The following is a 21,918-nucleotide window of genomic DNA, read 5'->3' as shown; positions in this document are numbered from 1 at the left end:
ACCTGGGCGACAGCCATCCTCGACTGGTTTCTGGGCCTGCAGATTTATCTGCCGATCGCGGAAGTGGCGCTCAACGTCTTCCTGCTCCTGGGCCTGGGTGCCGGCGTCGGCGTGCTTTCCGGCCTGTTCGGCGTCGGCGGCGGCTTCCTGCTCACCCCCCTGCTGATCTTCGTCGGTGTGCCCCCGGCGGTCGCGGTGGCGACGCAGTCCAACCAGGTGGTGGCTTCTTCCGTATCCGGCGTGCTGGCGCATTGGGCGCGCGGCAATGTCGATGTCAAGATGGGCGCCGTCATGCTGGCCGGCGGCATGCTGGGCTCCAGCATCGGCGTCCTGCTCTTCACCTTGCTGCGGACCCTGGGCCAGATCGACCTGGTCATCGCCATCGCCTATGTCATCACGCTTTCCGGCATCGGCATCATGATGGCGATTGAGTCGGTCCGGGCGCTGCAGCGGACGCGGCGCTCCCTGGCGCCGGCCAAGCTGCACCAGCATAACTGGGCGCAAGGGCTGCCCTTCAAGATGCGCTTCCGCAAATCGCGCCTCTATATCAGCGCGCTGCTGCCGGCCTCGATCGGCTTCATCGTCGGCATCATGTCGGCCATCATGGGCGTGGGCGGCGCCTTCCTGCTGGTGCCGGCCATGATCTATCTCCTCGGCATGGCGACCGGCGCCGTCATCGGCACGTCGCTCTTCCAGATCATCTTCGTGCAGGCCTGGGTCACCTTCTGGCAGGCCAATACCAATCAGACCGTCGACATCCTGCTGGCGCTCATCCTCACCATCGGCGGCGTCGTGGGCGCGCAGGTGGGCGGGCGCCTGGGGGCCAAGCTGCCGGGCGAACAGCTTCGCTTCCTGATGGCCATCGTTATCCTGGTGACGGCGGGAGGCCTCCTCTATCAACTGGTGGCGCACCCGGAAGACCTCTTTTCCATCGTCGTTACCGGGGGCGGGCATTGAGGGGCGCCGGGCTCATATTGTTCGCGGCTTTCCTCGCGGTGGCCGGCCTGCGCCCGGCCGGGGCACAGGCGCCGCTCATCGCCGATCTCGACGATCATCTCATCGCCATCACCACGGGCTTTGCCGGCGCGGACGTGCTGCTCTTCGGCACCACGGACGGGCCGGGCGACGTCATCGTCGTCGTGCGCGGCCCCACGGCGGATGTCGAGGTTCTGCGCAAGGAGCGCGTGGGCGGTATCTGGATCAACCGCAAGGGCCTCAGTTTCCAGAACGTGCCGGCGGTCTATATGATGGCGGCCTCGAAACCGCTCGATCAGCTGCTGCCCGCCGACCAGCGCGCCTTCTACCAGATGGGCATCGAGAATGTGCGCATGGTGCCGGTCTCGCCCGACGATACCGATATCAAGACCTTCACCGGCGCCCTAGTGCGCTCGAAACAGCATAGCGGCCTCTTCTCCGACCTGCCGGCACGCATTCTCTTCATCGGCGACCGGCTGTTCCGGGTCAATCTGCGCGTGCCCTCGACCGTGCCGACCGGCACCTACCTGGCCGAGGTCTATCTGATCCGCGACCAGCGGGTGGTGGGTGCCCAGACCACCCCCCTGGTCATCAGCAAGGTCGGTTTCGGCGCCGATATTTACGACTTTGCGCATCGCCACAGCGCTGCTTATGGTGTGATCGCCATCCTGGTCGCCCTCTTCGCGGGCTGGATGGCGCATCTGGCCTTCCGTCGCCGATAGGCGGGGGTGGATAGGGGAGTTGACGGGATGACGGAACCGACCGACAAGCCAGCCGAGAAACCGGCGCCCGATAAACCAACAATGGGCCGCGTGTTTCTCATCATCGTCGACGAGTCCCCGGAACTCAAGGTGGCGCTGCGCTATGCCTGCCGCCGCGCCGCCAAGTCCGGCGGGCGCGTCGCCATGGCTTACGTCATGGAACCGACCGACTATCAGGAATGGGTCGGCGTCAGCAATCTCATCCGCGACGAAGCCAGGACCCAGGCCGAGGCCATCATGCAGAAGATGGCGGGCGAGGTGCAGAAGCTCTCCGGCAATTTCCCCATCCTCTATTTCCGCGAAGGTGAGCGGCAGGAGGAGGTGATGAAGCTCATCGACGAGGAACCCACCATCTCGATCCTGGTGCTGGGTGCTGCCACCGGCTCGAAAGGGCCGGGTCCGCTCATTTCGGCTCTCACCGGCAAGGCGATCGGCAAGCTGCGCATCCCCATCACCGTGGTGCCGGGCAACCTTTCCGACACGGATATCGAGAATATCGCCTGACATGTCGAACCTCCCATCTTGTGACGGCGGTCATTGCCGCCGCGCCCAGTGCGTCCCAATATGGAGGGTCTGAGCCCGCCATTTTTTTGCGGGAATCCGAGAGGGTCGGGATGAGCGTCGCCTTCAGCCGAAAGCACTTCCTGCGCTGCAGCCTGCGGCTTGGCTTCGTCTGGGCCGCCGCCCTGCTGGCGCCCGGCCAGGCTTTTGCCGCGACCGCCGTCGGCTCGGTCGCCAAGATCCGTGGCACCGCCTCGCGCTTGCGCGGTGGCGAACAGATCGTCCTCAAGGGGGGCGAGGAACTGGCCGCCGGCGATATCGTCACCACCTTGGCCGACAGCCGCCTGCGCATAGCACTCAAGGACGGTTCGCAGCTTAATCTTGGCGAGCTTACCCGGATGACCATCGCCGCCTTCGACTTCGCCGCCGAAACCAAGCAGCGCGAAGCGGCCTTCGACCTCAAGGCCGGCCTGCTGCAGGCCGTTACCGCCAAGGCGGCGCCGGGCTCCAGCTTCGTCATCCGTACCCAGAACACCGTGGCGGCGACGCGCTCCACGGACTGGATCGTCAGCGCGGGGCCGGCCGAGACCTCGGTCTATGTGCTGGAAGGCAAGGTCGATGTCGGCAAATCCTCGGGCGCTTTCCGCAGTCTCTCCAGTGCCGAACAGGACAAGGCCATGCTGCTGGGCGCCGGGCAGTCGGTCACCATCGGCAAGATGGCGCTGGGGGCGGCATTGGCGCCCAAGGCGGCCGATGCCGCCAAACTGGACAGGCTGATAGCCGGCCTGGCACTCGACTGAGACATTATGGGGCCGGCCTCTCATGCTGCCGGCGCCAGGCGGCATGCAAGGCCGGGGCTTGCGCCGTGAAACGCTCCTCCAGCACGGCGCATGACTGGATGCGGTCGAGCCGGAAATGGCGGAAGTCCGCGCGCAGATCGCACCAGGCGCCAAGGACGATGCTGTCGACATAATAGACCAGGGCCAGCGGGCGCACCTTGCGCGCCGATCTCAGCCCCTCGGCATTTTCATAGGTGAGCGACAGGCACTGTTCCTCGCGGATGGCGCGGCGGATCGTGTCGGGATCGACCGGCCCCGCGGGAATCGCGTGCCAGGACGAAGCCAGCAAGGTCGCCGCCCGCGTCGCTTCGGGACGGACGCAGGCAATCTTCCCGGCAACGCGCGTCGCCGCTTGCTGCAGGGCATTGTCGCCGGTGCGGCCCAGCAGCGACAGGCCGACGACGATCGCTTCCATCTCCTCGGCCGAGAACATCAGGGGCGGCAGGTCGAAGCCGGCGCGCATGACGTAACCGATGCCGGCCTCGCCTTCTATCGGCACGCGGCGCGCCTGCAGCACGGCCATGTCGCGGTAGATGGTCCGGGGTGTGACTTCGAGCGCCACCGCGATGGCGCTGGCCGTCATCGGCGCGGTGACGCCGCGCAGCAGCTGAATGATCTCGAACAGGCGGGTCGATCTTTCCATTTCGCCAGTCTAGCCAATCACTGCTGACACCCTGATGTCAGCAGTGATTGGCTAGCATGCGGCGCTTCAAATCCCTGAGCGAGGCCCCCATGCTGCAAGAATCCTTCGAAACCGGATCCCTGACGATGCTGCCGGTGTTGCTGGTGACGGTGCTGACACCGCCCGAGGATGCCGAATATCTGCTGAAGATCGTGACCGGACTGACGCCGCTTGTCATGGGCAGGTATGACAGCAACGCCTTTCAAGGCGCCGGCGGCATCGAATTCTACCGGCCGCTCGAAGGTGCCGCCGCCGGTCCCGAAACGGCTGTCAGGGCGCGGCCGGGCATGGTCGAACTGACGTTCGAACTGCCGGAAGATCCGCGATTGCTGAGCCGGGTGGTCGAGACAATCTTCCAGCACCATGCTTACCAGGAACCCAATATCCGCGTCGCGCCAATCCTCAGCAGCCGGTCGAAGGGCCTGGACGACAAGGCCAATCCGCGCCGCTGGTGGAACAGGGGCGGCGACTGGGCCAAGGTCCAGTCGTGAAGAAGCCGCTGCCATGAATCCGTCACTGGGGCGCCTCGCTGTCATCGGTTCCACCATCGCCTGGAGCACGGCCGGCTTCTTCACGCGCGCGATCCCGCTGGATGGCTGGACGCTGCTGCTGTGGCGCGGGCTCTTCGGGGCGCTCGGCCTTCTCGCTGTCATCCTGTGGCTGGAAGGGCGGTCGGGCTGGAACGGTTTCGCGCGCCTGGGCCGGGCCGGCTGGCTGTTCGTCGCGGCATCCGCCATCGGCATGATCCTGTTCATCAACGCCCTGCGCTTCACGACGGTGGCGCATGTGGCGGTGATCTATGCCGTCGTTCCCTTTGCCGCCGCCCTGCTGGGCTGGCTGGTCTTGCGGGAAAGGCCCGGCAGGCCGGCCTTGCTCGCGGCCCTCGCGGCCTTGATCGGCGTTGCGGTCATGGTCGGTCTTTCGTCCGAAGGCGGCTGGCTGGGCGATCTCATGGCGTTCGGCATGACGGCGATGCTGGCGGTGATGATGGTGATCGCGCGCGCTTCGCCCGGCATCCCGATCATGCCGGCGGCCTGCCTGTCGGCGCTGGCCAGCGGTCTGGTCTGCTGGCCCTTGGCCGAAGCCGGCGGCGGTCAAATCGGGGTCGCCGAGATATCTCTTTTGGTCCTTTTCGGGCTGGTCAATTCGGCCCTCGGCCTGGCACTCTTCGCCCTGGGCGCCAAGCGCGTGGCGCCGGTCGAGACGGCGCTCATCGGTGCGCTGGATGCGCCGCTGGCCCCGGTCTGGGTGTGGCTGGCTTTCGGCGAGGTGCCGGGGGCGGGGACGCTGATCGGCGGGACGATCGTCTTTTCCGCCGTCGGCCTGTATCTCGCGGCTACGCTGCCGGCTCGTTCAGGCTTGCCGGATCGACATTGCCGCCGCACAGGATGACGGCGACCTTTTCGCCGAGAGCCGGCTTGTAGGCGCCCGACAGCAGCGCCGCCAATGCCGTGGCGCCGCCGGGTTCGGAAGCCAGCCGCAAATCGCGCCACAGCACAATCTGCGCGGCGCGGATGGCGGCGTCTTCGACCAGCACGACGCCCTCGACCAGATCCTTGGCGATGGCGAAGGGCAGGGCACCGATGCGCCGGGCACCCAGCGAATCGGCGGCGATGCCGCCCACCTCGACGTCAACGGGCGCCTTGGCGCGGAAGGCGCTTTCCAAAGTGGGGCAGTTGACCGGCTCGACACCGACGACGCGGACACGGTTCCGGAACCAGGCCGCGACGCCGCCGATCAGACCGCCGCCGCCGACCGCCACCAGCACGGTGTCGATCTGGGTGCCTTGTGCATCGAGTTCGCGTGCCAAGGTTCCCTGGCCGGCCACCGTTGCCGATGCGTCATAGGCATGGATGCCGGCGGCGCCGGTCGCGGCCTGATGTTTCTCGGCGGCGGCCAAGGCATCGGCATAGGCGCCGGGGATGACATGCACCTTGGCGCCGAAACTTTCGATGCGCGCGATCTTGGCCGGGCTGGCGAGGCTGGGGACGAAGATCTCGGCCACATGGCCCAGGGCCTGCGCGGCAAAAGCCACGGCGGCGCCGTGATTGCCGCCCGAGGCGGCAACGATTCCGGCCGGCGGCACCTTCATCGAGAGCAACGCGTTGAAAGCGCCGCGCGCCTTGAACGAGCCGCTATGCTGCAGCAATTCCAGTTTCAGGGTGAGATGGGCGTGGGTCCCGAGCGCCCCCAGTTCCAGCGGCAGGATCGGCGTGCGCCGCACATGTCCGTGGAGGCGGCGCGCGGCGGCTTCGATATCGTCGGGAGAGACCATCTAGGCGCGGCGCTCGACCACCGTGGAAAGCAGGATCGACGAGGTCGTGCGCTGCACGCCGGGAAGATGGCCGATGCGGGTGAGGATTTCGTCGAGATGGGCGGCATTGCTGGCGCTGACGATGGCGATCGCATCGTAGGAGCCGGAGACGGTATAGGCCGACTGCACCTCGGGCAGCTTCTTCAAGGCGCCGATCGCCTGGTCATGCGCCTTGGGATCGACCGAGAGCAGCACATGTGCGCCGACACCCGGCGCCTCGCCATCCTTGCCCACCACCAGCGTATAGCCGGCGATGATGCCGTCGCGCTCCAGGCGTTTCAGGCGTTCCTGCACGGCGCTGCGCGAGAGGGAGAGTTGCCGCCCCAGCGCCGCCGTGGGGGTCCGCGCATTGTTGCGCAGCAAGGAAAGGAGCTTGCGGTCGATATCGTCTAGGCTGCGTTTCGCCATATGGTCCGTCGAAGTGCCGGTAAGTTTATGTCTTGTCGCCTTTTTGCGCCTGGAAGGCAAGGTGCTTTGCAGAGACGCCAAGGCGCTTTGCAGAGACGCTCTGTCGCCCCGCAGTGCACAATCCGGCCATGCGTTCATCGAAGCGTCATGCCGATTTGTATTCGAGCCATGCCGCTTCCGCTCGGGTGAGCGGCGTCCCGGCATGCTATTCAAATCGGCCTAGCCTCATTTCAGTTCCGAATCCCGCCGCATGGCCATCGAATCTCCCAACGCGCCGCTTTCCGGCCACAAGCCCGGGGCGATGGTCTTTGCCATTCTCTATATGCTGGAATCGACCACCCGGGCCCTCGTGCTGACCGTGATGCCGCTGCAGGCGAAGGAAATCTTTGGCTCGGACGCGCGCGTGACGGCGGTCTATCTCGGCGTCACGATCTTCGGGCTCGTCGCCGGGTTCGCCGTCCCGCTGCTCATTCACCGCTACCGGCGGCGCTGGGTCTATTCGATGGGGCTTATCGTCGGCGGGCTTGCCGTCGTGGCGCTGGCCTTCGACAATCCGATCGGGCAATTCACGGGGCAGGTGCTGCGCACGCTGTCCGGCACGGCCTGCATCGTGGCGCTCACCCTCTACGTGCTTGACTTCATCCCGCGCGAAGACCTGGTCCGCTACGAACCCCTGAAACTGCTGCTGGGCTGCATTCCCTGGGGTTTGGGGCCGCTGGCTGGCGTCGCCCTCTACAAAGCCTATGGAACATGGTCGGTGGCGGCGGTGGGCCTGGGTGCAGCCCTCGTCGCCGTCGCCCTCTTTGCCTATCTGCGCCTCACTGAAAATCCGGCGGTGGCCGCCGCCACCAAGCCGCCGCCCAATCCGCTGCACAGCATCGGCCGCTTCTTCGGCCAGCCGCGGCTGCGCCTTGCCTGGACCATCGCCTTCGGCCGCTCCGGCTGGTGGTCATTGTTCTTCGTCTATCCAGCCCTCTATTTCCGCGACATGAAGGTGGACGATTTCTGGTCCGGCTTCGTCACCGGTGCCGCCAACATCCTGCTTGTCCTGGCGCCGGTCTTCGGCTGGATCGCGCGGCGCACCGGCGTGCGCCTGCCCATCATGGTGGCTTTCTTCGGGGCCGGCCTCACCACGCTGGCCATCCCGTTCGCCTTCGCCAGTCCCCTTGCCGTCGGCATCCTGCTGATGGTGGCGGCCTTCTTCGTGGTGATGCTGGATTCGCTCGGCAACATCCCGTTCCTGCGCGCGGTCCGGCCGCTGGAGCGCCCGCAAATGATGTCGGTCTTCCGCACCTATATCGATATCGGCAACCTACTGCCCTTCGCGGTCTTCTCGGCCCTGCTGCAATTCTTCGACCAGCGCGCGGTCTATATCGCCTACGGCCTGCTGATGCTGACGGTCGGCATGTTCGCCAAATATTTGCCGCGTCGCCTTTAGCCACTACCGCAGCTTGAGGAGCGGCCGGTTCCATCGGCCATCAGCAAGCCCCTAGGAGAAATGTGACAGGGCCGCTAAGATAAATCGTTGATTCTTCTAAAAAGGCCTGCGATCTGTGCCGGTGGAATACGCGACGAGATGAACGACGACAATGAAGAGAGCGAGATGGCGCGGCGTCTCGCCCGGGCCGAGGCGGCGGTCGCTGATCTTGCCAAGAGCTATGTCGGCTGGGCGTCGGCCGACGTCGAAAAATGCGGCGGGCAACTGGCCACCGCCCGCGAAACGGTGGCGGAGGCGCGGGCCGCGGCCGTGCAGGAACTCTATGCGGTCGCCCATAACATCAAGGGACAGGGCACGTCCTTCGGCTTTCCGCTGATGACGCGGATTGGCAATTCGCTGTGCCGCCTGACGCGCGGCAAGCGCCCTTTTTCCGACAATGAGCTCAACGTCGTCCAATCGCACCTCGACGCTCTCAGCCTGGTGCTGGCGCAAGGCATCCGCGGCGATGGCGGCGCCTTGGGCGAAAAACTCGCCCAGCGCCTGGAAGCGATGGTGACGGAGATCCTGGGGCCCGAAGCGGCGCCCGAGAGCGACCCGGTCCGCTAGATTCTTTCGGCCAGCCAGATGGCCAGGCGCGAGCCGGCCTTGATGGCGCCGCTCAGCACTTCATAGGCCGGGGCCTGTTCGGCGCCGTGGGCCAGGCCCGTGTCGCGATGCTCGACCTCCTCGGCGCGGAAGGTCTCGATCTTCTCGGTGATGGCGGGCTCGGACGATGCCAGCTCGTTCATCTGCTGGCGGTAATGCTCGTCGATCACTTCCTCGACGGCGACGGTGCAGGCCATGGCGGCCTTGGGGCCCATCAGCGCGGTGGCGGCACCCAGCGCGAAGCCCGCCACATGCCAGACCGGAAAGAGCAAGGAGGGCCGCGCGCGGCGCTCGACCATCAGTTTCTCGAATGCGTCGAGATGCTTGAGCTCCTGCTCCAGCATGTGCCGGATGACGGGGCCCTCGGCCTTGCGGCCCAGCACGGCCAACTGGCCCTCATAGATGCGCTTGGCGCCATATTCGCCGGCATGATCGACCCGGATGACGCGCTCGACCAGCGCTTGCGCCGACAGGTCTCCGGGGAGCGCACGGCCCTGTGGATTTTCGGTTCCGGCCATGATCTGGACCTTTCCTCAAGCGCGCGGGGCGCGGGCGAAGCCCCAGAAGGCGAAGGCCGCCAGCGCCAGCGACAGCAGGCCATTATAGCCCGCCATCGAAATTCCTAAAAACTCGAAAGCGATCTCGTCGCAACGCGTGACCGGCGCGTTCATGATGGCGGCTTCGAGATCGGCACCGGAAAGGCCGGCGATGCCGCCGATGCAAGCTTCCGAACCCTGCCACCATTGCCGCTCGACGCCGACATGATAGAGCGCGACGCCGGCACCGGCGAGGAAGGCCAGGCCGACGAGTGCCAAGACCCAGCGGCGCAGCGGGGAGCGCACGCCCAGCGCAATGGCGCCGATGGAAAGGGCGATCGCCGCCCAATAGGCGTCCCGCTGCAGCAGGCAGAGATGACAGGGAGCGAGGCCGAAACCGTATTGCGCGAGCCAGGCGGCGCAGAGGGCGGCAAGGCTCATGCCGGCGGTCAGCCAGGGAACGTGCCGGGGGTCGATGAAGCTTTGATTGGATGCGGACATTTGCGCGGACCTAGAAAAGGTATTTGAGGGCGACGAAGCCGCCCACGACCAGCAGGACGAAAAGCGTCGTCACCAGCGTCAGGCGCTTTTCGATGAAGGCGCGGATCGGCTCGCCGAAAAAGTACAACAGGGCTGCAACAAGGAAGAAGCGTGCCCCGCGCGTTACCACCGAGGCGGCGATGAAGACCTTCAGGTCGAAGTTCGCTATGCCAGACAAGATGGTGACGAACTTGTAGGGGATCGGTGTCAGCCCTTTCACCAAGATGATCCACAGACCCCATTCCGCGTACCAGGCATGGAATTTCGCCATTCCGTCATTTTCGCCGTAGAGAGACAGGATCCAGATGCCCAGGTCTTCCAGGGCATAACCGATGTAATAGCCAACAATCCCGCCCAGCACTGAAGCCACCGTGCAGACGGCGGCAAAGGTGAAGGCGCGGCGGCGGTTGGCCAGCACCATCGGCACCAGCATCGGGTCGGGCGGGATGGGAAAGAACGAGCTTTCGGCGAAAGAGACCAGGAACAGCGCCCAGAGAGCCTTGGGGCTTTCGGAGAGGCGCATGATCCAATCGTAAAGGCGACGCAGCAACGCGGGACCCCGCTTCGGCGTGAACTAAGGGCCCCCTCCCTAACAGGTTGCTCGCACGCGCACAATCGGGGGCGCGCGCCTGCCCTTGAAAGGTCTCAGTGGATGCTGAGCAGCGCCTCGGCGTGCCGCCATTCGCCCGGCGTGATGATGCCGGCCTTGGCTACTTTCACGGAATGCAGCTTGCCGTCCAGATTGTGGCTCCAGAAATCGAGGAATTTGTGGAGCACCGGCAGGCGCGGGGCGAGGTCGTAATCCTGCCAGACATAGCTTTGCAGCAGGCCGGGATGGTCCGGCAGGTGATAGAGGATTTCGGCCGTGACCAGGCGATAGTCCCTGAGCTGCAGGCTGAGCGCGTTCGTACCCATTTATCCTCCTTCAGGCTGTTCGTCCGATGGTGAACCTTTGCTGATCGTTGGATGGCGGTTTCGTGAAGGTCATGATGCCGCAGCATTTGCTAACAAAGAATAAAACTCTCTGTGATTACAAATAGTTAGCACTCGTTAACGATGATTGCTGCCAGGTGAGGGCAAGTCGTGTGCGCCAAGCCTTTGACGAGATTCGCTTTTCCGGACCGCCCGCCGGGCGGAAATCGCAGGGGCGCCCCTTGACGGACGGGGGTAATCGGCCTAAATCGCTGGCACTCGTTTGTCCTGAGTGCTAACAGCCGTGCCAAGCGGCGCTGGTCCCAGGGCAGACGCGCCCAGGGCAAGCGCACTAGGGAAACTCAATATTTTCATACTCTTACGGAGGATCACCATGAAGTTCCGTCCGCTCCACGACCGCGTTCTCGTGCGTCGTATCGAGGGCCTGGAGAAGACCGCTGGCGGCATCATCATTCCGGACACCGCCAAGGAAAAGCCGCAAGAGGGCGAAGTCATCGCCGCCGGCGCCGGCGCCAAGTCCGAGGACGGCAAGGTCACCCCGCTCGACGTCAAGGCGGGCGACCGCATCCTGTTCGGCAAATGGTCGGGCACGGAAGTGAAGGTCGACGGCGAAGACCTGCTCATCATGAAGGAATCGGACATCCTCGGCATCATCGAGGGCACCGCTTCCGGCTCGAAGAAGAAGGTCGCCTGAGCTTCCTGAAGCTCGGCACCGCTTCTTTCGAAAATCCCAACAGGAGTTATTCCACATGGCTGCTAAAGACGTACGCTTTTCCGCCGACGCCCGCGACCGCATGCTGCGCGGCGTCGACATCCTCGCCAATGCCGTGAAGGTGACCTTGGGCCCGAAGGGCCGCAATGTCGTCATCGACAAGGCCTTCGGCGCGCCCCGCATCACCAAGGACGGTGTGACGGTCGCCAAGGAAATCGAATTGGCCGACAAGTTCGAGAACATGGGCGCCCAGATGGTGCGCGAAGTGGCCTCGAAGACCAACGACCTCGCTGGCGACGGCACCACCACCGCCACCGTGCTCGCTCAGTCGATCGTTCGTGAAGGCGCCAAGGCCGTGGCCGCCGGCATGAACCCGATGGACCTGAAGCGCGGCATCGACCTCGCCGTCGAAGCCGTCGTCGAGGATGTGAAGAAGCGCTCGAAGAAGGTCTCGACCTCCGAAGAGATCGCCCAGGTCGGCACGATTTCCGCCAATGGCGAAAAAGAAATCGGCGCCATGATCGCCAAGGCGATGCAGAAGGTCGGCAATGAAGGCGTCATCACGGTTGAAGAAGCCAAGGGCCTCGACACCGAGCTCGAAGTCGTCGAGGGCATGCAGTTCGACCGTGGCTATCTCTCGCCCTACTTCATCACCAACGCCGAGAAGATGATCACCGACCTCGACAACCCCTACATCCTGCTGCACGAGAAGAAGCTCTCGAACCTGCAGTCGATGCTGCCGGTTCTCGAAGCGGTGGTGCAGTCGGGCCGTCCGCTCCTCATCATCTCGGAAGACGTCGAAGGTGAGGCCTTGGCGACCCTGGTTGTCAACAAGCTGCGCGGCGGCTTGAAGGTCGCGGCCGTGAAGGCCCCGGGCTTCGGCGATCGCCGCAAGGCCATGCTGGAAGACATCGCCATCCTCACCGGTGGCCAGGTCATCAGCGAAGACCTCGGCATTAAGCTCGAGACCGTCACCCTCGACATGCTCGGCAAGGCCAAGAAGGTCGTGATCGAGAAGGAAAACACCACCATCGTCGACGGCGCCGGCAAGAAGAAAGAGATCGAAGGCCGTTGCGCCCAGATCCGCGCCCAGATCGACGAGACCTCGTCGGAATATGACAAGGAAAAGCTCGCCGAACGTCTGGCCAAGCTCGCGGGCGGCGTTGCCGTCATCCGCGTCGGCGGTGCGACCGAGGTCGAGGTGAAGGAGCGCAAGGACCGCGTTGACGACGCCATGCACGCCACCCGCGCGGCGGTCGAAGAAGGCATCGTCGCCGGCGGCGGCGTCGCCCTCCTCTATTCGATCAAGGCGCTCGACAAGCTGAAGGTCGAGAACGAAGACCAGAAGGTCGGTATCGATATCGTCCGCCGCGCGCTGCAGGCGCCGGTCCGTCAGATCGCCGAAAACGCCGGCGTCGACGGTGCGGTCATCGCCGGCAAGCTCCTGGAAGGCAAGGGTGCCAACTGGGGCTACAACGCGCAGACCGGTGAATTCACCGATCTCGTGAAGGACGGCGTCATCGACCCGGCGAAGGTCGTGCGTTGCGCTCTCCAGGACGCCGCCTCGGTGGCCGGCCTGCTGATCACGACGGAAGCCATGATCGCCGACCGTCCGGAAAAGAAGGCCCCCCCGATGGGTGGTGCTCCGGACATGGGCGGCATGGGCGGCATGGACTTCTAAGTCCAAGCCTCTCAGAACTGATCAAGTCGAAGACCCCGCGGCAGCAATGCCGCGGGGTTTTTGTTTGTAGGTGGTGGTGAAGCGGCGCCAACCCCCACCCCGGCCTTCTCCCTTCAGGGGGAGGGTGGGGTGGGGGCGCAAGTGAAGTTTCTTTCAGCCCTGAAATCACCTATCTTGACGGGTTGTATCCCGTATGTTGTATTCCCCCAATAAGGTTAGAACAAACGGATTCGTTGCGATGCCTATTCTGTCCTTGGCCATCCTTGGCCTCGATATCTTCATGGCCGTGCATGTCATCCGAAATGGCAAGACTTGCTGGTGGATCGGCATCATCCTCGTCTTTCCGCTGATCGGCAGCCTCGTTTACTTCTTCGTCGAAATCCTGCCGACCTTGCAAGCCCAGCCCAAGGTCGTGCGCATGCAGCAGGCACGCTGGCAGCACGCCAAGCAAGAGCGTGAGCGCGAGGTGAAATCGCGTAGCGTCGACGACGTGATCAATACCGGCTCGATCAACGACAAGATTTCCTGGGCCGAGGAATGCATGCGGCGCGAGCTTTATCGCGACGCAATCCGTCTCTATGAAAGTGCGCGCGAGGGTCACTTCGTCAACGCCGCCGACATCCTGCTGGGCCTGGCGCGGGCGCAGCTGGAAAATGGCGAGTTCGCCCCGTGCCGGCAGACCTTGCGCGAACTGGCCGAAGCGCATCCCAAATCCTTTGCCCAGGAGCGCGCCATCCTGACCGCGCGTGCCCTGGCCGGCGCCGGCGATTTCGCGACCGCCACCGCCGAACTCGAGGCGCTGCTCGAACGCAAGGACAGCCTCGAGGCAAGGCGTCTGGAAGCGCGTTACTACTATGCCGAATTCCTGTGGAAGCAGGGCTTCAAGGAGCGCTCCTTCGACCAGCTCGCCGAAGTGATCAAGCACGGCAAGCTCTTCGCCATGACCGATGATGAAGAACATTGGGTGACGCGCGCCGGCGAGGTGCAGGCGGCGTTGCGGTGATTTGCGCCCTCGCCCTTCAGGGTAAGGCTATCGTATATGGCTACTTCTTGAGTCGTCATCCCCGAGCTTGACCCGGGGATCTGCGCGCAACAGCTCGGCAGCGGGACCAGATTGCCGGGTCAAGCCCGGCAATGACGGATATATTGAGCACCATTTGCCATATGCGATAGCCCCCCTGAAGGTGGGAGGGCTCTATAGAGGCGCTTTTACTTCATCCCTCCACCCGATGCACGTCGTGCGTCACCACGGCGGTGCTGCCGGTGGGGCGGGCCAGCCATTCGGGGTGCAGCAGGGTGTGGCGGATATCGTCGAGGCCGGCCTGCCAATGCTCGCGCATGGTGACGAGGCTGAATTCGTAATCCTTGCTGTGGGTCTCGTACTGCTTGTCGCGGTAGATGAGCTGGACCGTGTTGTAGACCTTGGAGCAGGCGAGTTCGCGCAGTTTGGCGATCTCGGGATCGTCCTGCTGGTCGGCCGGAATCCGGTCCAGCGCCTTGCGCAGGGCATGGCGCAGATGCTGCATGTAGCCGGCGACATCGGTCACGAGCCGCGTGCGGCTGGAATAGACGATGTCCTTCCTGCGCTCGTCGACATCGAGCAGGTTCTGCGGCAAGGGTCCCTTGGCCGACCACAGATCGACCTGGAAAGCCAGCGTATCGCGCCGGGGCGGCCTTGAGAGCACTTCCATCAGCGGCGTGTTGGAGACAAGCCCGCCATCCCAATAGTGCCTGCCGTCGATTTCGACCGCGGGGAAGCCCGGCGGCAGCGCACCGGACGCCATGAAATGCTCGGGCCCCAGCTTCCGGTTGGCATTGTCGAAATACTCGAAATTGCCGGTCTCGATATCGACCGCGCCGACCGAGACGCGCTCGATCCGCGCATTGATGCGGTCGAAATCGCAGAGTCGCTCCAGCGTCTCCTTCAAGGGCGCGGTATCGTAGAAGCTGCTCGATTGCGGCCCGCCGAACGTATTGAGGAAGGGCGGCACCAGGCGCGGCACGAAAAAGCCGCGCTGGCCCTCGACGATCGCACGCATGGAGGACCAGGCACCGGCCAGCGTGCGCATGTCGCCGTCGCCCAGCAGGCTCGCGACCTCCGCTCCCAGGGTGAAGGCGGGAAAGAGGGCCGATTGGCAGATCGTCTCCCAGAATTCGGTGAGCTTCTCGACCCGCGTTGCCGGCGGATTGCCGCCGAGGATCGCGGCGTTCAAGGCGCCGATGGAGATGCCGGCAAACCAGTTCGGCTCGATGCCAGCTTCCGCCAAGCCCTGATAGACGCCGGCCTGATAGCTCCCCAACGCCCCGCCGCCCTGCAGGACCAGGGCGACGGTCTCGTAAGCCGGCAGCGCGAGTTTGGCGAGCGCGCTCACTGCATATGCCAACCATGGCTGACGGTGATCGATTGGCCCGTCAGCGCGGCACTCGGGAAAGCGGCAAGGAACAAGGCCGTCTGCGCCACATCGTCGACGGTAGTGAAGATGCCATCCACGGTATCCTTCAGCATGATGGTCTTGACGACCTGTTCTTCCGATATGCCGAATTCCCTGGCTTGTTCCGGGATCTGCTTTTCGACCAAGGGTGTCCGCACGAAGCCGGGGCAGATCACGTTGACCCGCACATTATATTCCGCCCCTTCCTTGGCGGCGACGCGGGCCAGCCCAAGCAAGCCGTGCTTGGCCGCCACATAGGGCGCCTTCAGTTTGGAGGCGAGATGCGAATGCACCGACCCCATGTAAAGGATCGTACCCCCGCGCTTGTCCTTATACATGTGCCGCATGGCGGCGCGCGTGGTGAGGAAGGCTCCGTCCATGTGGATCGCCAGCATCTTCTGCCAGTCGCGATACGCAAACTCGACGATCGGCTTCACGATCTGGATGCCGGCATTGGAAATGAGGATGTCGAGCCCGCCCAGCTTCTCGATGCAAAGCGCGGTGCCGTTATCGACGGCGGCTTCATCGGTCACATCCATCGCGAGCCCCAAGGCCTTGCCGCCCTTGGCCGTGATCTCGGTTGCCGCCGCATCGGCGCCCGCCTGGTTGAGATCGGCGATGGCCACCGCGGCCCCCGCCGCCGCATATGTCTCGGCGATGGCCTTGCCAATCCCGCTGGCGGCTCCGGTGATGAGGGCGACTTTGCCTTTGAGCTGCATGATGACTCCCTTGATGTTGCCAGCGCGGGGAACACCCACGATCGATGTTGCATTGCGTCATTCAGGTCGGATATTGGACCCGTGCCCATGACAAATGCAATGCGGGGGTAATTCACCCGTTTCCGACGCCCGACGCGGCCTCATACGAAGGTCGGGGGGTGCGACCTCCGTATGAATAGGTCATAGTTCTTAACCAAGTTTGACTCAAGGTCAGGCGTAATAAACTCTCGGGAGGAAGAAGCATGAGCGATTGGAATCGGCGTCAATTCCTTGTCGGCGGCGGCAGCCTCGCCTTGGCGGCACCGTTCATCCTGCGCGGCATGACGGCACCGGCTTTCGCCGACGAGTTCGTCAATGTGCTGAGCGGCGGCACCAGCGGCGTCTATTACCCGCTGGGCGTGGCCTTGGCCAAAATCTACGGCGACAAGATCGCCGGCGTGCGCACGCAGGTGCAGGCGACCAAGGCCTCGGTCGAAAACCTCAATTTGCTGCAGCAGGGCAAGGGCGAGATTGCCTTCGCGCTGGGCGATTCGGTGAAATTCGCCTGGGACGGCAATGAGGAAGCGGGTTTCAAGGCCAAGCTCGACAAATTGCGCGGGATTGCCGCGATCTATCCCAACTACATCCAGATCGTGGCGTCGCAGGAATCCGGCATCAAGACCCTGGCCGACCTCAAGGGCAAGGCGCTCTCGGTGGGTGCCGCCAAATCCGGCACCGAGCTCAATGCCCGCGCCATCCTCAATGCCGCCGGTCTGAGCTATGACGATCTCGGCCGGGTCGAGTATCTGCCGTTTGGCGAATCGGTCGAATTGATGAAGAACCGGCAATTGGATGCAACCCTGCAATCGGCCGGGCTTGGCGTCGCCTCGATCCGCGACCTCGGCACCTCGCTGCCGATCCAGATGGTGTCCGTGCCGGCGGATACCGTCGCCAAGATCGGCGCGCCCTATGTCGCCAAGCAGATTCCGGCCGGCACCTATGACGGCCAGGCCGATGATGTGCCGACGGCGGCCGTCGTCAACTTCCTCGTCACGCGCGACGGTGTTTCGGACGAGATCGGCTATCAGATGACCAAGCAGCTTTTCGACAATCTGCCCGACATGGTGGCGGCGCATAAGGCCGCCTCGGGCATCGTGCTCGCGGACGCGGCCAAGGACATGCCGGTGCCGCTGCATCCGGGCGCGGAGCGCTATTACAAGGAAGCCGGGATTCTCTGATCCCGCCGCATGAGCAATAATACCGCCGATCCTTCAGCGGCGGGCGCGCAGCATGACGCGCTCGCCGCCGATTTTCCCGCCGGCCGCGAAGGACGCCTGCTGTTCTGGATTGCCTTCGCCTTCTCGGTCTTCCAGTTGGCGACGGCGGCCCATGCCGTCAATCTGCCAAGCCAGGTGGTCCGGGCCGTCCATGTGGCCTTCCTGATCCTGCTGGCGCTGCCCCTGCTGAGTGCGGTCCGCAATCATCCGCCGGCGACGAAGGCGCTGTTCTGGCTGCTGGGCGGTCTCGGCATGGCGGTGGGCGTTTATCAATGGCTGTTCTACGAGGATCTGCTGCAGCGGGCGGGCGATCCGACGCGGATCGATATCCTCTTCGGAATCGGCGCGCTTTCCTTGCTGTTCATTGCGGCCTGGCGGGTGATGGGGCCGGCGCTGCCGATCATATCGGGCCTGTTCCTGGCCTACGCGCTCTTCGGCGAGCATTTGCCGGCTCCCTTCGATCACCGGCCCTACGATTTCGCGCAGATCGTCGACCAGATGGCCTATGGCACGGAAGGAATCTACGGCACGCCGACCTATGTGTCGTCGAGCTATATCTTCCTCTTCATCCTGTTCGGCGTGTTTCTCGAGCGTACGGGCATGATCACGCTCTTCACCGACGTATCGCTGGGGCTGGTGGGCCATGCGCGCGGCGGTGCCGCCAAGGTCGCCGTCATCGCCTCGGGCCTCATGGGCATGATCTCCGGTTCGGGTGTCGCCAATGTCGTGACCACCGGCCAGTTCACCATTCCGATGATGAAACGCTTCGGCTATCGCGCTGATTTCGCCGGCGGTGTCGAGGCGACCTCGTCCATGGGTGGCCAGATCATGCCGCCGGTGATGGGTGCGGTGGCCTTCATCATGGCCGAAACGATCGACGTGCCTTATAGCGAGATCGTCAAGGCGGCCATCGTTCCAGCCCTGCTCTATTTCGCCTCCGCTTTCTGGATGGTGCATCTCGAAGCCGGCAAGCGCGGCCTGCTCGGCATGCCGAAAGAGCAATGCCCCTCGGCCTGGGGCGCCTTGCGCAAGGGCTGGCATCTGGTTCTCCCTTTGCTGGCACTCATCTATCTGCTGTTCGATGGCTACACGCCGCTTTTTTCCGGCACGATCGGTCTTGCCCTCACGGTCATGCTGTTGCTGGGTGGCGGCGCCATGATGGGCGTTTCGCGGACCGGCCTGCGCCTCGTCTTCTGGGTGGTCCTGGGGTTGGCCAGCGCCGCTGCCTTCAAATTCGGCCTGTGGATCATCGCGCTCGCCTTGGCGGCGCTGATCGCCGTCAATCTGTTCAATCGCGGGGGGCACGGGACCTTGGCTGTCTGCCGCGACAGCCTGGCCGAAGGCGCCAAGACGGCGCTGCCCGTCGGCATCGCCTGTGCCATCGTCGGGATCATCGTCGGCACCATGACCTTGACCGGCGCCGCCACCACCTTCGGCGATTTCGTGGTTTCGATCGGCGAGAAGAGCCTGTTTCTGTCGCTCGTCCTTACCATGGTGACCTGTCTCATCCTCGGCATGGGGATACCGACCATTCCGAACTACATCATCACCTCGTCCCTGGCTGGTCCGGCCCTGCTGCATCTCGGCGTGCCGCTCATCGTCAGCCATATGTTCGTCTTCTATTTCGGCATTCTGGCCGATCTCACGCCACCTGTAGCGCTGGCGGCCTTCGCGGCAGCGCCCATTGCCAAGGAATCCGGATTGAAGATCGGCATCCAGGCGGTGAAGATCGCGCTGGCCGGTTTCGTCATCCCCTTCATGGCGGTCTATACGCCGTCGCTGATGCTGCAGGATGGCGGCTGGATGGCGCAGCAATTCGGCTATCCGGCCGAAGTCGCCTATATCGTCTTCAAGGCGATCCTGGCGATTGCCCTCTGGGGGGCGGCCGGCATCGGATTTCTCATCTGTCCGCTGGCCTTGTGGGAGCGGATCTTTGCCACCATCGCCGCTTTCAGCCTGGTGGTCGCCCTGCCGGCAACCGACGAGACGGGTTTCGCGCTGGCGGCCTTGTTCGTGGCGCAACATGCCTGGCGCGCGCGCCGCGCGATCCACACATGAATGTCTGCCTGCTGCTCGGCGCCAAGAAACTGCTTCTGGCCGGCAGCACCTTCACGCTGGCCTGGTCGCATTCGGTGGAAAAGACGCGCTGGGAGGAAGATTGGCAGGTCGGCCTTGCCGGCTTTCAGCTCGTCGAGGCGCGCATCGCAGGCAGCGGGGCCGGCATGGAGCCGCCGGAAGGCGCAATCCTTGACGGCAAGGTGTGGCGCTATCGCCCGGCGCTGGCCTTCGTCGAAGACCGGCTGGTGCTGGCACGTTCCGGCGCCACGGGCGGTGCGTGGCAGGTCTGCGGCAACGGCGCCTGCCATCCGATTCCGGAAACGGGGGCGGAAGGTCCGGCCATTCTCGAGCCCTGCCCTTAATTCACCGCGACATGGGCATCGCGGACGATGCAATCCTTGCCGTTGATGGGCAGCAGATCCATCGGGCAGGCGGAAAAGACGGCGACGATGTCCATCTCGGCACGGAAGGTGACCGCGTCGCCGGCCATGCTCATCGGCTCGTTCCAATAAAGATCGCCATTGGGCTCCCAGGGAATGTTCATGAAGAGGTTGAGCGGCGAGGGCGTCTCCGGCGCCTTGAGGCCGATCGCGGCCAAGGCGCCGCGCAGATTGTCGGTGCAATTGTCGTGATGGCCCCGATGCCCCAGCGCCTGGTAGCGATAGATGTCGCAGGCGGCGATCAGCGTGTCGTGGCGGCCGGGCGAGGTGTCGTCCGTCACGGTGACGATCGGCCGGCGCTTGTTGGTGACATAGGAATCGCCGATCTGGGTGATGAGGCGGCGCAAGGCCGCGCGGCTATGCTCCATCGACATGAACTCCGCCATGTCGGCGGCGTTGAAGACCCATGTATCGACCACTTGGGTGCCATGTGTATTGATCACGCTGAAGGTTTGATCCTTGCCGATCTTGACTGCGAGGCCCTTGCGCGCCGGAATCGTCAAATTTGTCGCACCCATGGCCGTTCTTTCCTTGTTGCCACGCTTTTCCGGTTTGATTTGAATCAAGAACCTGCAGCCGGTCAACACTTAGCCTTCGTCGCATGATCACGGATCACCTTATCTCCGTCTATGACCGGCCGGTGCCGCGCTACACGTCCTATCCGACGGCGCCGCAATTCCATGCCGGCATCGACGCCGCCACCATGGCGGAGTGGCTGGCGGGCCTGCCGGCCGAAGCGCCGCTTTCGCTTTATCTTCACGTGCCGTTCTGCCAGCAGATGTGCTGGTATTGCGGCTGCAATACGCAGATCGTGGCACGGCACCAGCCGATCGGCGATTTCGCCGGCACCCTGCTGGCCGAGATCGCGCGGGTGGGCGACCTGCTGGCCGCCGTCCGCCACAAGCGGATCGTCAGCTCCATTCATTTCGGTGGCGGGACGCCCAACAGCCTGGCGCCGGACGAGTTCGAGCGCATCATGGCGGCGCTCGACCATCATTTTGCGCTGGAGCACGATCTCGACCTTGCCATCGAACTCGATCCGCGCACCGTCAACGACGAATTCCTGGCCGCCATGCGCCGCGTCGGCGTCAGCCGCGCCTCGTTGGGCGTGCAGGATTTCGATCCCGTCGTGCAGACCGCCGTCAACCGCGTGCAACCCTTCGAACTGGTGCAGGATTGCGTCGGGAAGCTGCGCGCGAGCGGCATCCGTTCGCTCAATCTCGATCTCATCTACGGTCTGCCGTTCCAAAGCGTTTCCGGAATCCGCCGCACGGTCGCCCAGGCGGTCGATCTGGCCCCCGATCGCATTGCCCTCTTCGGCTATGCCCATGTGCCATGGATGAAGCCGCATCAGCGGTTGATCGATGAAGCGAGCCTACCCGACGCCTATGCCCGCTTTCGCCAGTTCGAGGCGGCGGCGCAGGCGCTGGCCGCGGCGGACTATGGCCGGATCGGCCTCGATCATTTCGCCAGGGCCGGCGATACCTTGCGCGTGGCGCGGGACAATCACACGCTGAAGCGGAATTTCCAGGGCTATACGGTCGACCGCGCCGACGCGCTGATCGGTTTCGGTCCTTCGGCCATCTCCGCCTTGCCGCAGGGCTACATCCAGAATGCACCGGACCATGCGCCCTGGGCGCGGGCGGTCAGCGAAGGGCGGCTTGCCGCGGTGAAAGGTGTCGCCGTCACCGCCGAGGATCGCCGCCGCCGCGCCATCATCGAACAGATCATGTGCTATGGTTCGGTCGATCTCGCCGCCTTCGATTTCGATCCCGCATCGGTCATGATCGCGCTGTGGCCGCTGATCGAGGACGGGCTCATCCATCTCAATGGCTGCGACCTCACGGTGACGGAGCGTGGTCTGCCGTTCCAGCGCGTGGTGGCGGCGGCCTTCGATGCCTATCTGGTGCCCGAAGCCAAGCGCCACAGCCGCGCGGTGTAATGAAAGATTGATCGAACATGCCATGCCCCGGCTTGGCCGGGGCATCCACGAGTTTCTTTCGTCAATTGCGGTCAAACTCGTGGATGGCCCGCCTTCGCGGGCCATG

General features: G+C 64.3%; 25 protein-coding genes. 15 read left to right on the top strand and 10 right to left on the bottom strand.

What is annotated here, in order from left to right; genetic code table 11:
* The first annotated feature begins 36 nt into the window (after nt 1-36).
* From ACE3TY_RS19240 to ACE3TY_RS19225, 4 genes are all read left to right on the top strand, one after another.
* Nucleotides 37-957: a sulfite exporter TauE/SafE family protein gene (locus ACE3TY_RS19240; protein WP_374656037.1), complete on the top strand. Its 921-nt coding sequence runs from the start codon at nt 37-39 to the stop codon at nt 955-957.
* A gap of 17 nt (nt 958-974) precedes the next feature.
* Entirely contained in the window at nt 975-1,697 is a 723-nt protein-coding gene (locus ACE3TY_RS19235) for a TIGR02186 family protein (protein ID WP_374656007.1), read from the top strand.
* A 27-nt stretch (nt 1,698-1,724) separates the two neighbouring features.
* Complete coding sequence (locus ACE3TY_RS19230; RefSeq protein ID WP_374656005.1) at nt 1,725-2,240, top strand: universal stress protein; 516 nt, start codon at nt 1,725-1,727, stop codon at nt 2,238-2,240.
* Between the two features lie 110 nt (nt 2,241-2,350).
* Entirely contained in the window at nt 2,351-3,037 is a 687-nt protein-coding gene (locus tag ACE3TY_RS19225; protein WP_374656003.1) for a FecR domain-containing protein, read from the top strand.
* Between the two features lie 4 nt (nt 3,038-3,041).
* On the opposite strand, the gene ACE3TY_RS19220 is transcribed toward ACE3TY_RS19225, so the two are convergent.
* On the bottom strand, nt 3,042-3,719 hold the full coding sequence (locus ACE3TY_RS19220) for a helix-turn-helix transcriptional regulator (protein WP_374656001.1): 678 nt from the start codon (nt 3,717-3,719) through the stop codon (nt 3,042-3,044).
* Between the two features lie 89 nt (nt 3,720-3,808).
* Between ACE3TY_RS19220 and ACE3TY_RS19215 the strand changes: the two genes are divergently transcribed.
* Both ACE3TY_RS19215 and ACE3TY_RS19210 read left to right on the top strand, forming a co-directional pair.
* Nucleotides 3,809-4,249, top strand: a complete 441-nt coding sequence (locus ACE3TY_RS19215) for a hypothetical protein (RefSeq protein ID WP_374655999.1) — start codon at nt 3,809-3,811, stop codon at nt 4,247-4,249.
* Nucleotides 4,250-4,262: 13 nt separating this feature from the next.
* On the top strand, nt 4,263-5,150 hold the full coding sequence (locus tag ACE3TY_RS19210) for a DMT family transporter (RefSeq protein WP_374655997.1): 888 nt from the start codon (nt 4,263-4,265) through the stop codon (nt 5,148-5,150).
* On the opposite strand, the gene ACE3TY_RS19205 is transcribed toward ACE3TY_RS19210, so the two are convergent.
* Together ACE3TY_RS19205 and ACE3TY_RS19200 are read right to left on the bottom strand one after the other, a co-directional pair.
* Nucleotides 5,095-6,033 carry a threonine/serine dehydratase gene (locus ACE3TY_RS19205; RefSeq protein WP_374655995.1) on the bottom strand — a complete coding sequence of 313 codons (939 nt, stop codon included), beginning with the start codon at nt 6,031-6,033 and terminating at the stop codon, nt 5,095-5,097. The two genes, ACE3TY_RS19210 and ACE3TY_RS19205, sit on opposite strands and share 56 nt — an antisense overlap.
* Complete coding sequence (locus ACE3TY_RS19200; RefSeq protein ID WP_374655993.1) at nt 6,034-6,480, bottom strand: Lrp/AsnC family transcriptional regulator; 447 nt, start codon at nt 6,478-6,480, stop codon at nt 6,034-6,036.
* 250 nt (nt 6,481-6,730) lie between these two features.
* Between ACE3TY_RS19200 and ACE3TY_RS19195 the strand changes: the two genes are divergently transcribed.
* Nucleotides 6,731-7,918: an MFS transporter gene (locus tag ACE3TY_RS19195; protein WP_374655991.1), complete on the top strand. Its 1,188-nt coding sequence runs from the start codon at nt 6,731-6,733 to the stop codon at nt 7,916-7,918.
* Nucleotides 7,919-8,056: 138 nt separating this feature from the next.
* On the top strand, nt 8,057-8,524 hold the full coding sequence (locus ACE3TY_RS19190) for a hypothetical protein (RefSeq protein WP_374655989.1): 468 nt from the start codon (nt 8,057-8,059) through the stop codon (nt 8,522-8,524).
* On the opposite strand, the gene ACE3TY_RS19185 is transcribed toward ACE3TY_RS19190, so the two are convergent.
* From ACE3TY_RS19185 to ACE3TY_RS19170, 4 genes are all read right to left on the bottom strand, one after another.
* Entirely contained in the window at nt 8,521-9,081 is a 561-nt protein-coding gene (locus ACE3TY_RS19185) for a demethoxyubiquinone hydroxylase family protein (protein WP_374655987.1), read from the bottom strand. The two genes, ACE3TY_RS19190 and ACE3TY_RS19185, sit on opposite strands and share 4 nt — an antisense overlap.
* A 15-nt stretch (nt 9,082-9,096) precedes the next feature.
* The gene (locus tag ACE3TY_RS19180; RefSeq protein WP_374655985.1) at nt 9,097-9,600 is read right to left on the bottom strand and encodes a disulfide bond formation protein B; all 504 of its coding nucleotides are present in this window, start codon (nt 9,598-9,600) and stop codon (nt 9,097-9,099) included.
* Nucleotides 9,601-9,610: 10 nt separating this feature from the next.
* Nucleotides 9,611-10,189: a YqaA family protein gene (locus ACE3TY_RS19175; protein ID WP_374655983.1), complete on the bottom strand. Its 579-nt coding sequence runs from the start codon at nt 10,187-10,189 to the stop codon at nt 9,611-9,613.
* 95 nt (nt 10,190-10,284) lie between these two features.
* Nucleotides 10,285-10,554, bottom strand: coding sequence for an usg protein (locus ACE3TY_RS19170; protein ID WP_374655981.1), 270 nt, complete (start codon nt 10,552-10,554; stop codon nt 10,285-10,287).
* 391 nt (nt 10,555-10,945) lie between these two features.
* On the opposite strand from ACE3TY_RS19170, the gene groES reads away from it, so the two are divergent.
* From groES to ACE3TY_RS19155, 3 genes are all read left to right on the top strand, one after another.
* Entirely contained in the window at nt 10,946-11,266 is a 321-nt protein-coding gene (groES, locus tag ACE3TY_RS19165; protein ID WP_374655979.1) for a co-chaperone GroES, read from the top strand.
* A 55-nt stretch (nt 11,267-11,321) separates the two neighbouring features.
* On the top strand, nt 11,322-12,965 hold the full coding sequence (gene groL, locus ACE3TY_RS19160) for a chaperonin GroEL (protein ID WP_374655977.1): 1,644 nt from the start codon (nt 11,322-11,324) through the stop codon (nt 12,963-12,965).
* A gap of 238 nt (nt 12,966-13,203) precedes the next feature.
* Nucleotides 13,204-13,968 carry a tetratricopeptide repeat protein gene (locus tag ACE3TY_RS19155; protein WP_374655975.1) on the top strand — a complete coding sequence of 255 codons (765 nt, stop codon included), beginning with the start codon at nt 13,204-13,206 and terminating at the stop codon, nt 13,966-13,968.
* A 211-nt stretch (nt 13,969-14,179) separates the two neighbouring features.
* Here ACE3TY_RS19155 and ACE3TY_RS19150 read toward each other — a convergent pair whose 3' ends face one another.
* On the bottom strand, nt 14,180-15,337 hold the full coding sequence (locus ACE3TY_RS19150) for a DUF3734 domain-containing protein (RefSeq protein ID WP_374655973.1): 1,158 nt from the start codon (nt 15,335-15,337) through the stop codon (nt 14,180-14,182).
* A complete protein-coding gene (locus ACE3TY_RS19145; RefSeq protein ID WP_374655971.1) occupies nt 15,334-16,116 on the bottom strand; it encodes a 3-hydroxybutyrate dehydrogenase in 783 nt (260 codons plus the stop codon). The genes ACE3TY_RS19150 and ACE3TY_RS19145 overlap by 4 nt, the downstream gene beginning before the upstream one ends.
* A 242-nt stretch (nt 16,117-16,358) precedes the next feature.
* Here ACE3TY_RS19145 and ACE3TY_RS19140 point away from each other — a divergent pair, with 242 nt between their 5' ends.
* From ACE3TY_RS19140 to ACE3TY_RS19130, 3 genes are read left to right on the top strand one after another with little or no spacing between them, the layout of a single operon-like run.
* Entirely contained in the window at nt 16,359-17,333 is a 975-nt protein-coding gene (locus ACE3TY_RS19140; RefSeq protein WP_374655969.1) for a TAXI family TRAP transporter solute-binding subunit, read from the top strand.
* 9 nt (nt 17,334-17,342) lie between these two features.
* Nucleotides 17,343-19,430 carry a TRAP transporter permease gene (locus ACE3TY_RS19135; protein WP_374655967.1) on the top strand — a complete coding sequence of 696 codons (2,088 nt, stop codon included), beginning with the start codon at nt 17,343-17,345 and terminating at the stop codon, nt 19,428-19,430.
* Nucleotides 19,427-19,792: a DUF1850 domain-containing protein gene (locus ACE3TY_RS19130; RefSeq protein WP_374655965.1), complete on the top strand. Its 366-nt coding sequence runs from the start codon at nt 19,427-19,429 to the stop codon at nt 19,790-19,792. The genes ACE3TY_RS19135 and ACE3TY_RS19130 overlap by 4 nt, the downstream gene beginning before the upstream one ends.
* Here ACE3TY_RS19130 and ACE3TY_RS19125 read toward each other — a convergent pair.
* Nucleotides 19,789-20,388 (bottom strand): DUF1989 domain-containing protein, encoded by a 600-nt coding sequence (locus ACE3TY_RS19125; protein ID WP_374655963.1) that lies wholly within the window; start codon nt 20,386-20,388, stop codon nt 19,789-19,791. The two genes, ACE3TY_RS19130 and ACE3TY_RS19125, sit on opposite strands and share 4 nt — an antisense overlap.
* A gap of 83 nt (nt 20,389-20,471) precedes the next feature.
* On the opposite strand from ACE3TY_RS19125, the gene hemN reads away from it, so the two are divergent.
* A complete protein-coding gene (hemN, locus tag ACE3TY_RS19120) occupies nt 20,472-21,812 on the top strand; it encodes an oxygen-independent coproporphyrinogen III oxidase (RefSeq protein WP_374655961.1) in 1,341 nt (446 codons plus the stop codon).
* Nucleotides 21,813-21,918 lie beyond the last annotated feature (106 nt).

The sequence above is a fragment of the Dongia sp. genome, assembly GCF_041918875.1.
Classification (GTDB): Bacteria; Pseudomonadota; Alphaproteobacteria; order Dongiales; family Dongiaceae; genus Dongia.
This window is presented reverse-complemented; position numbering and strand designations above follow the sequence as displayed.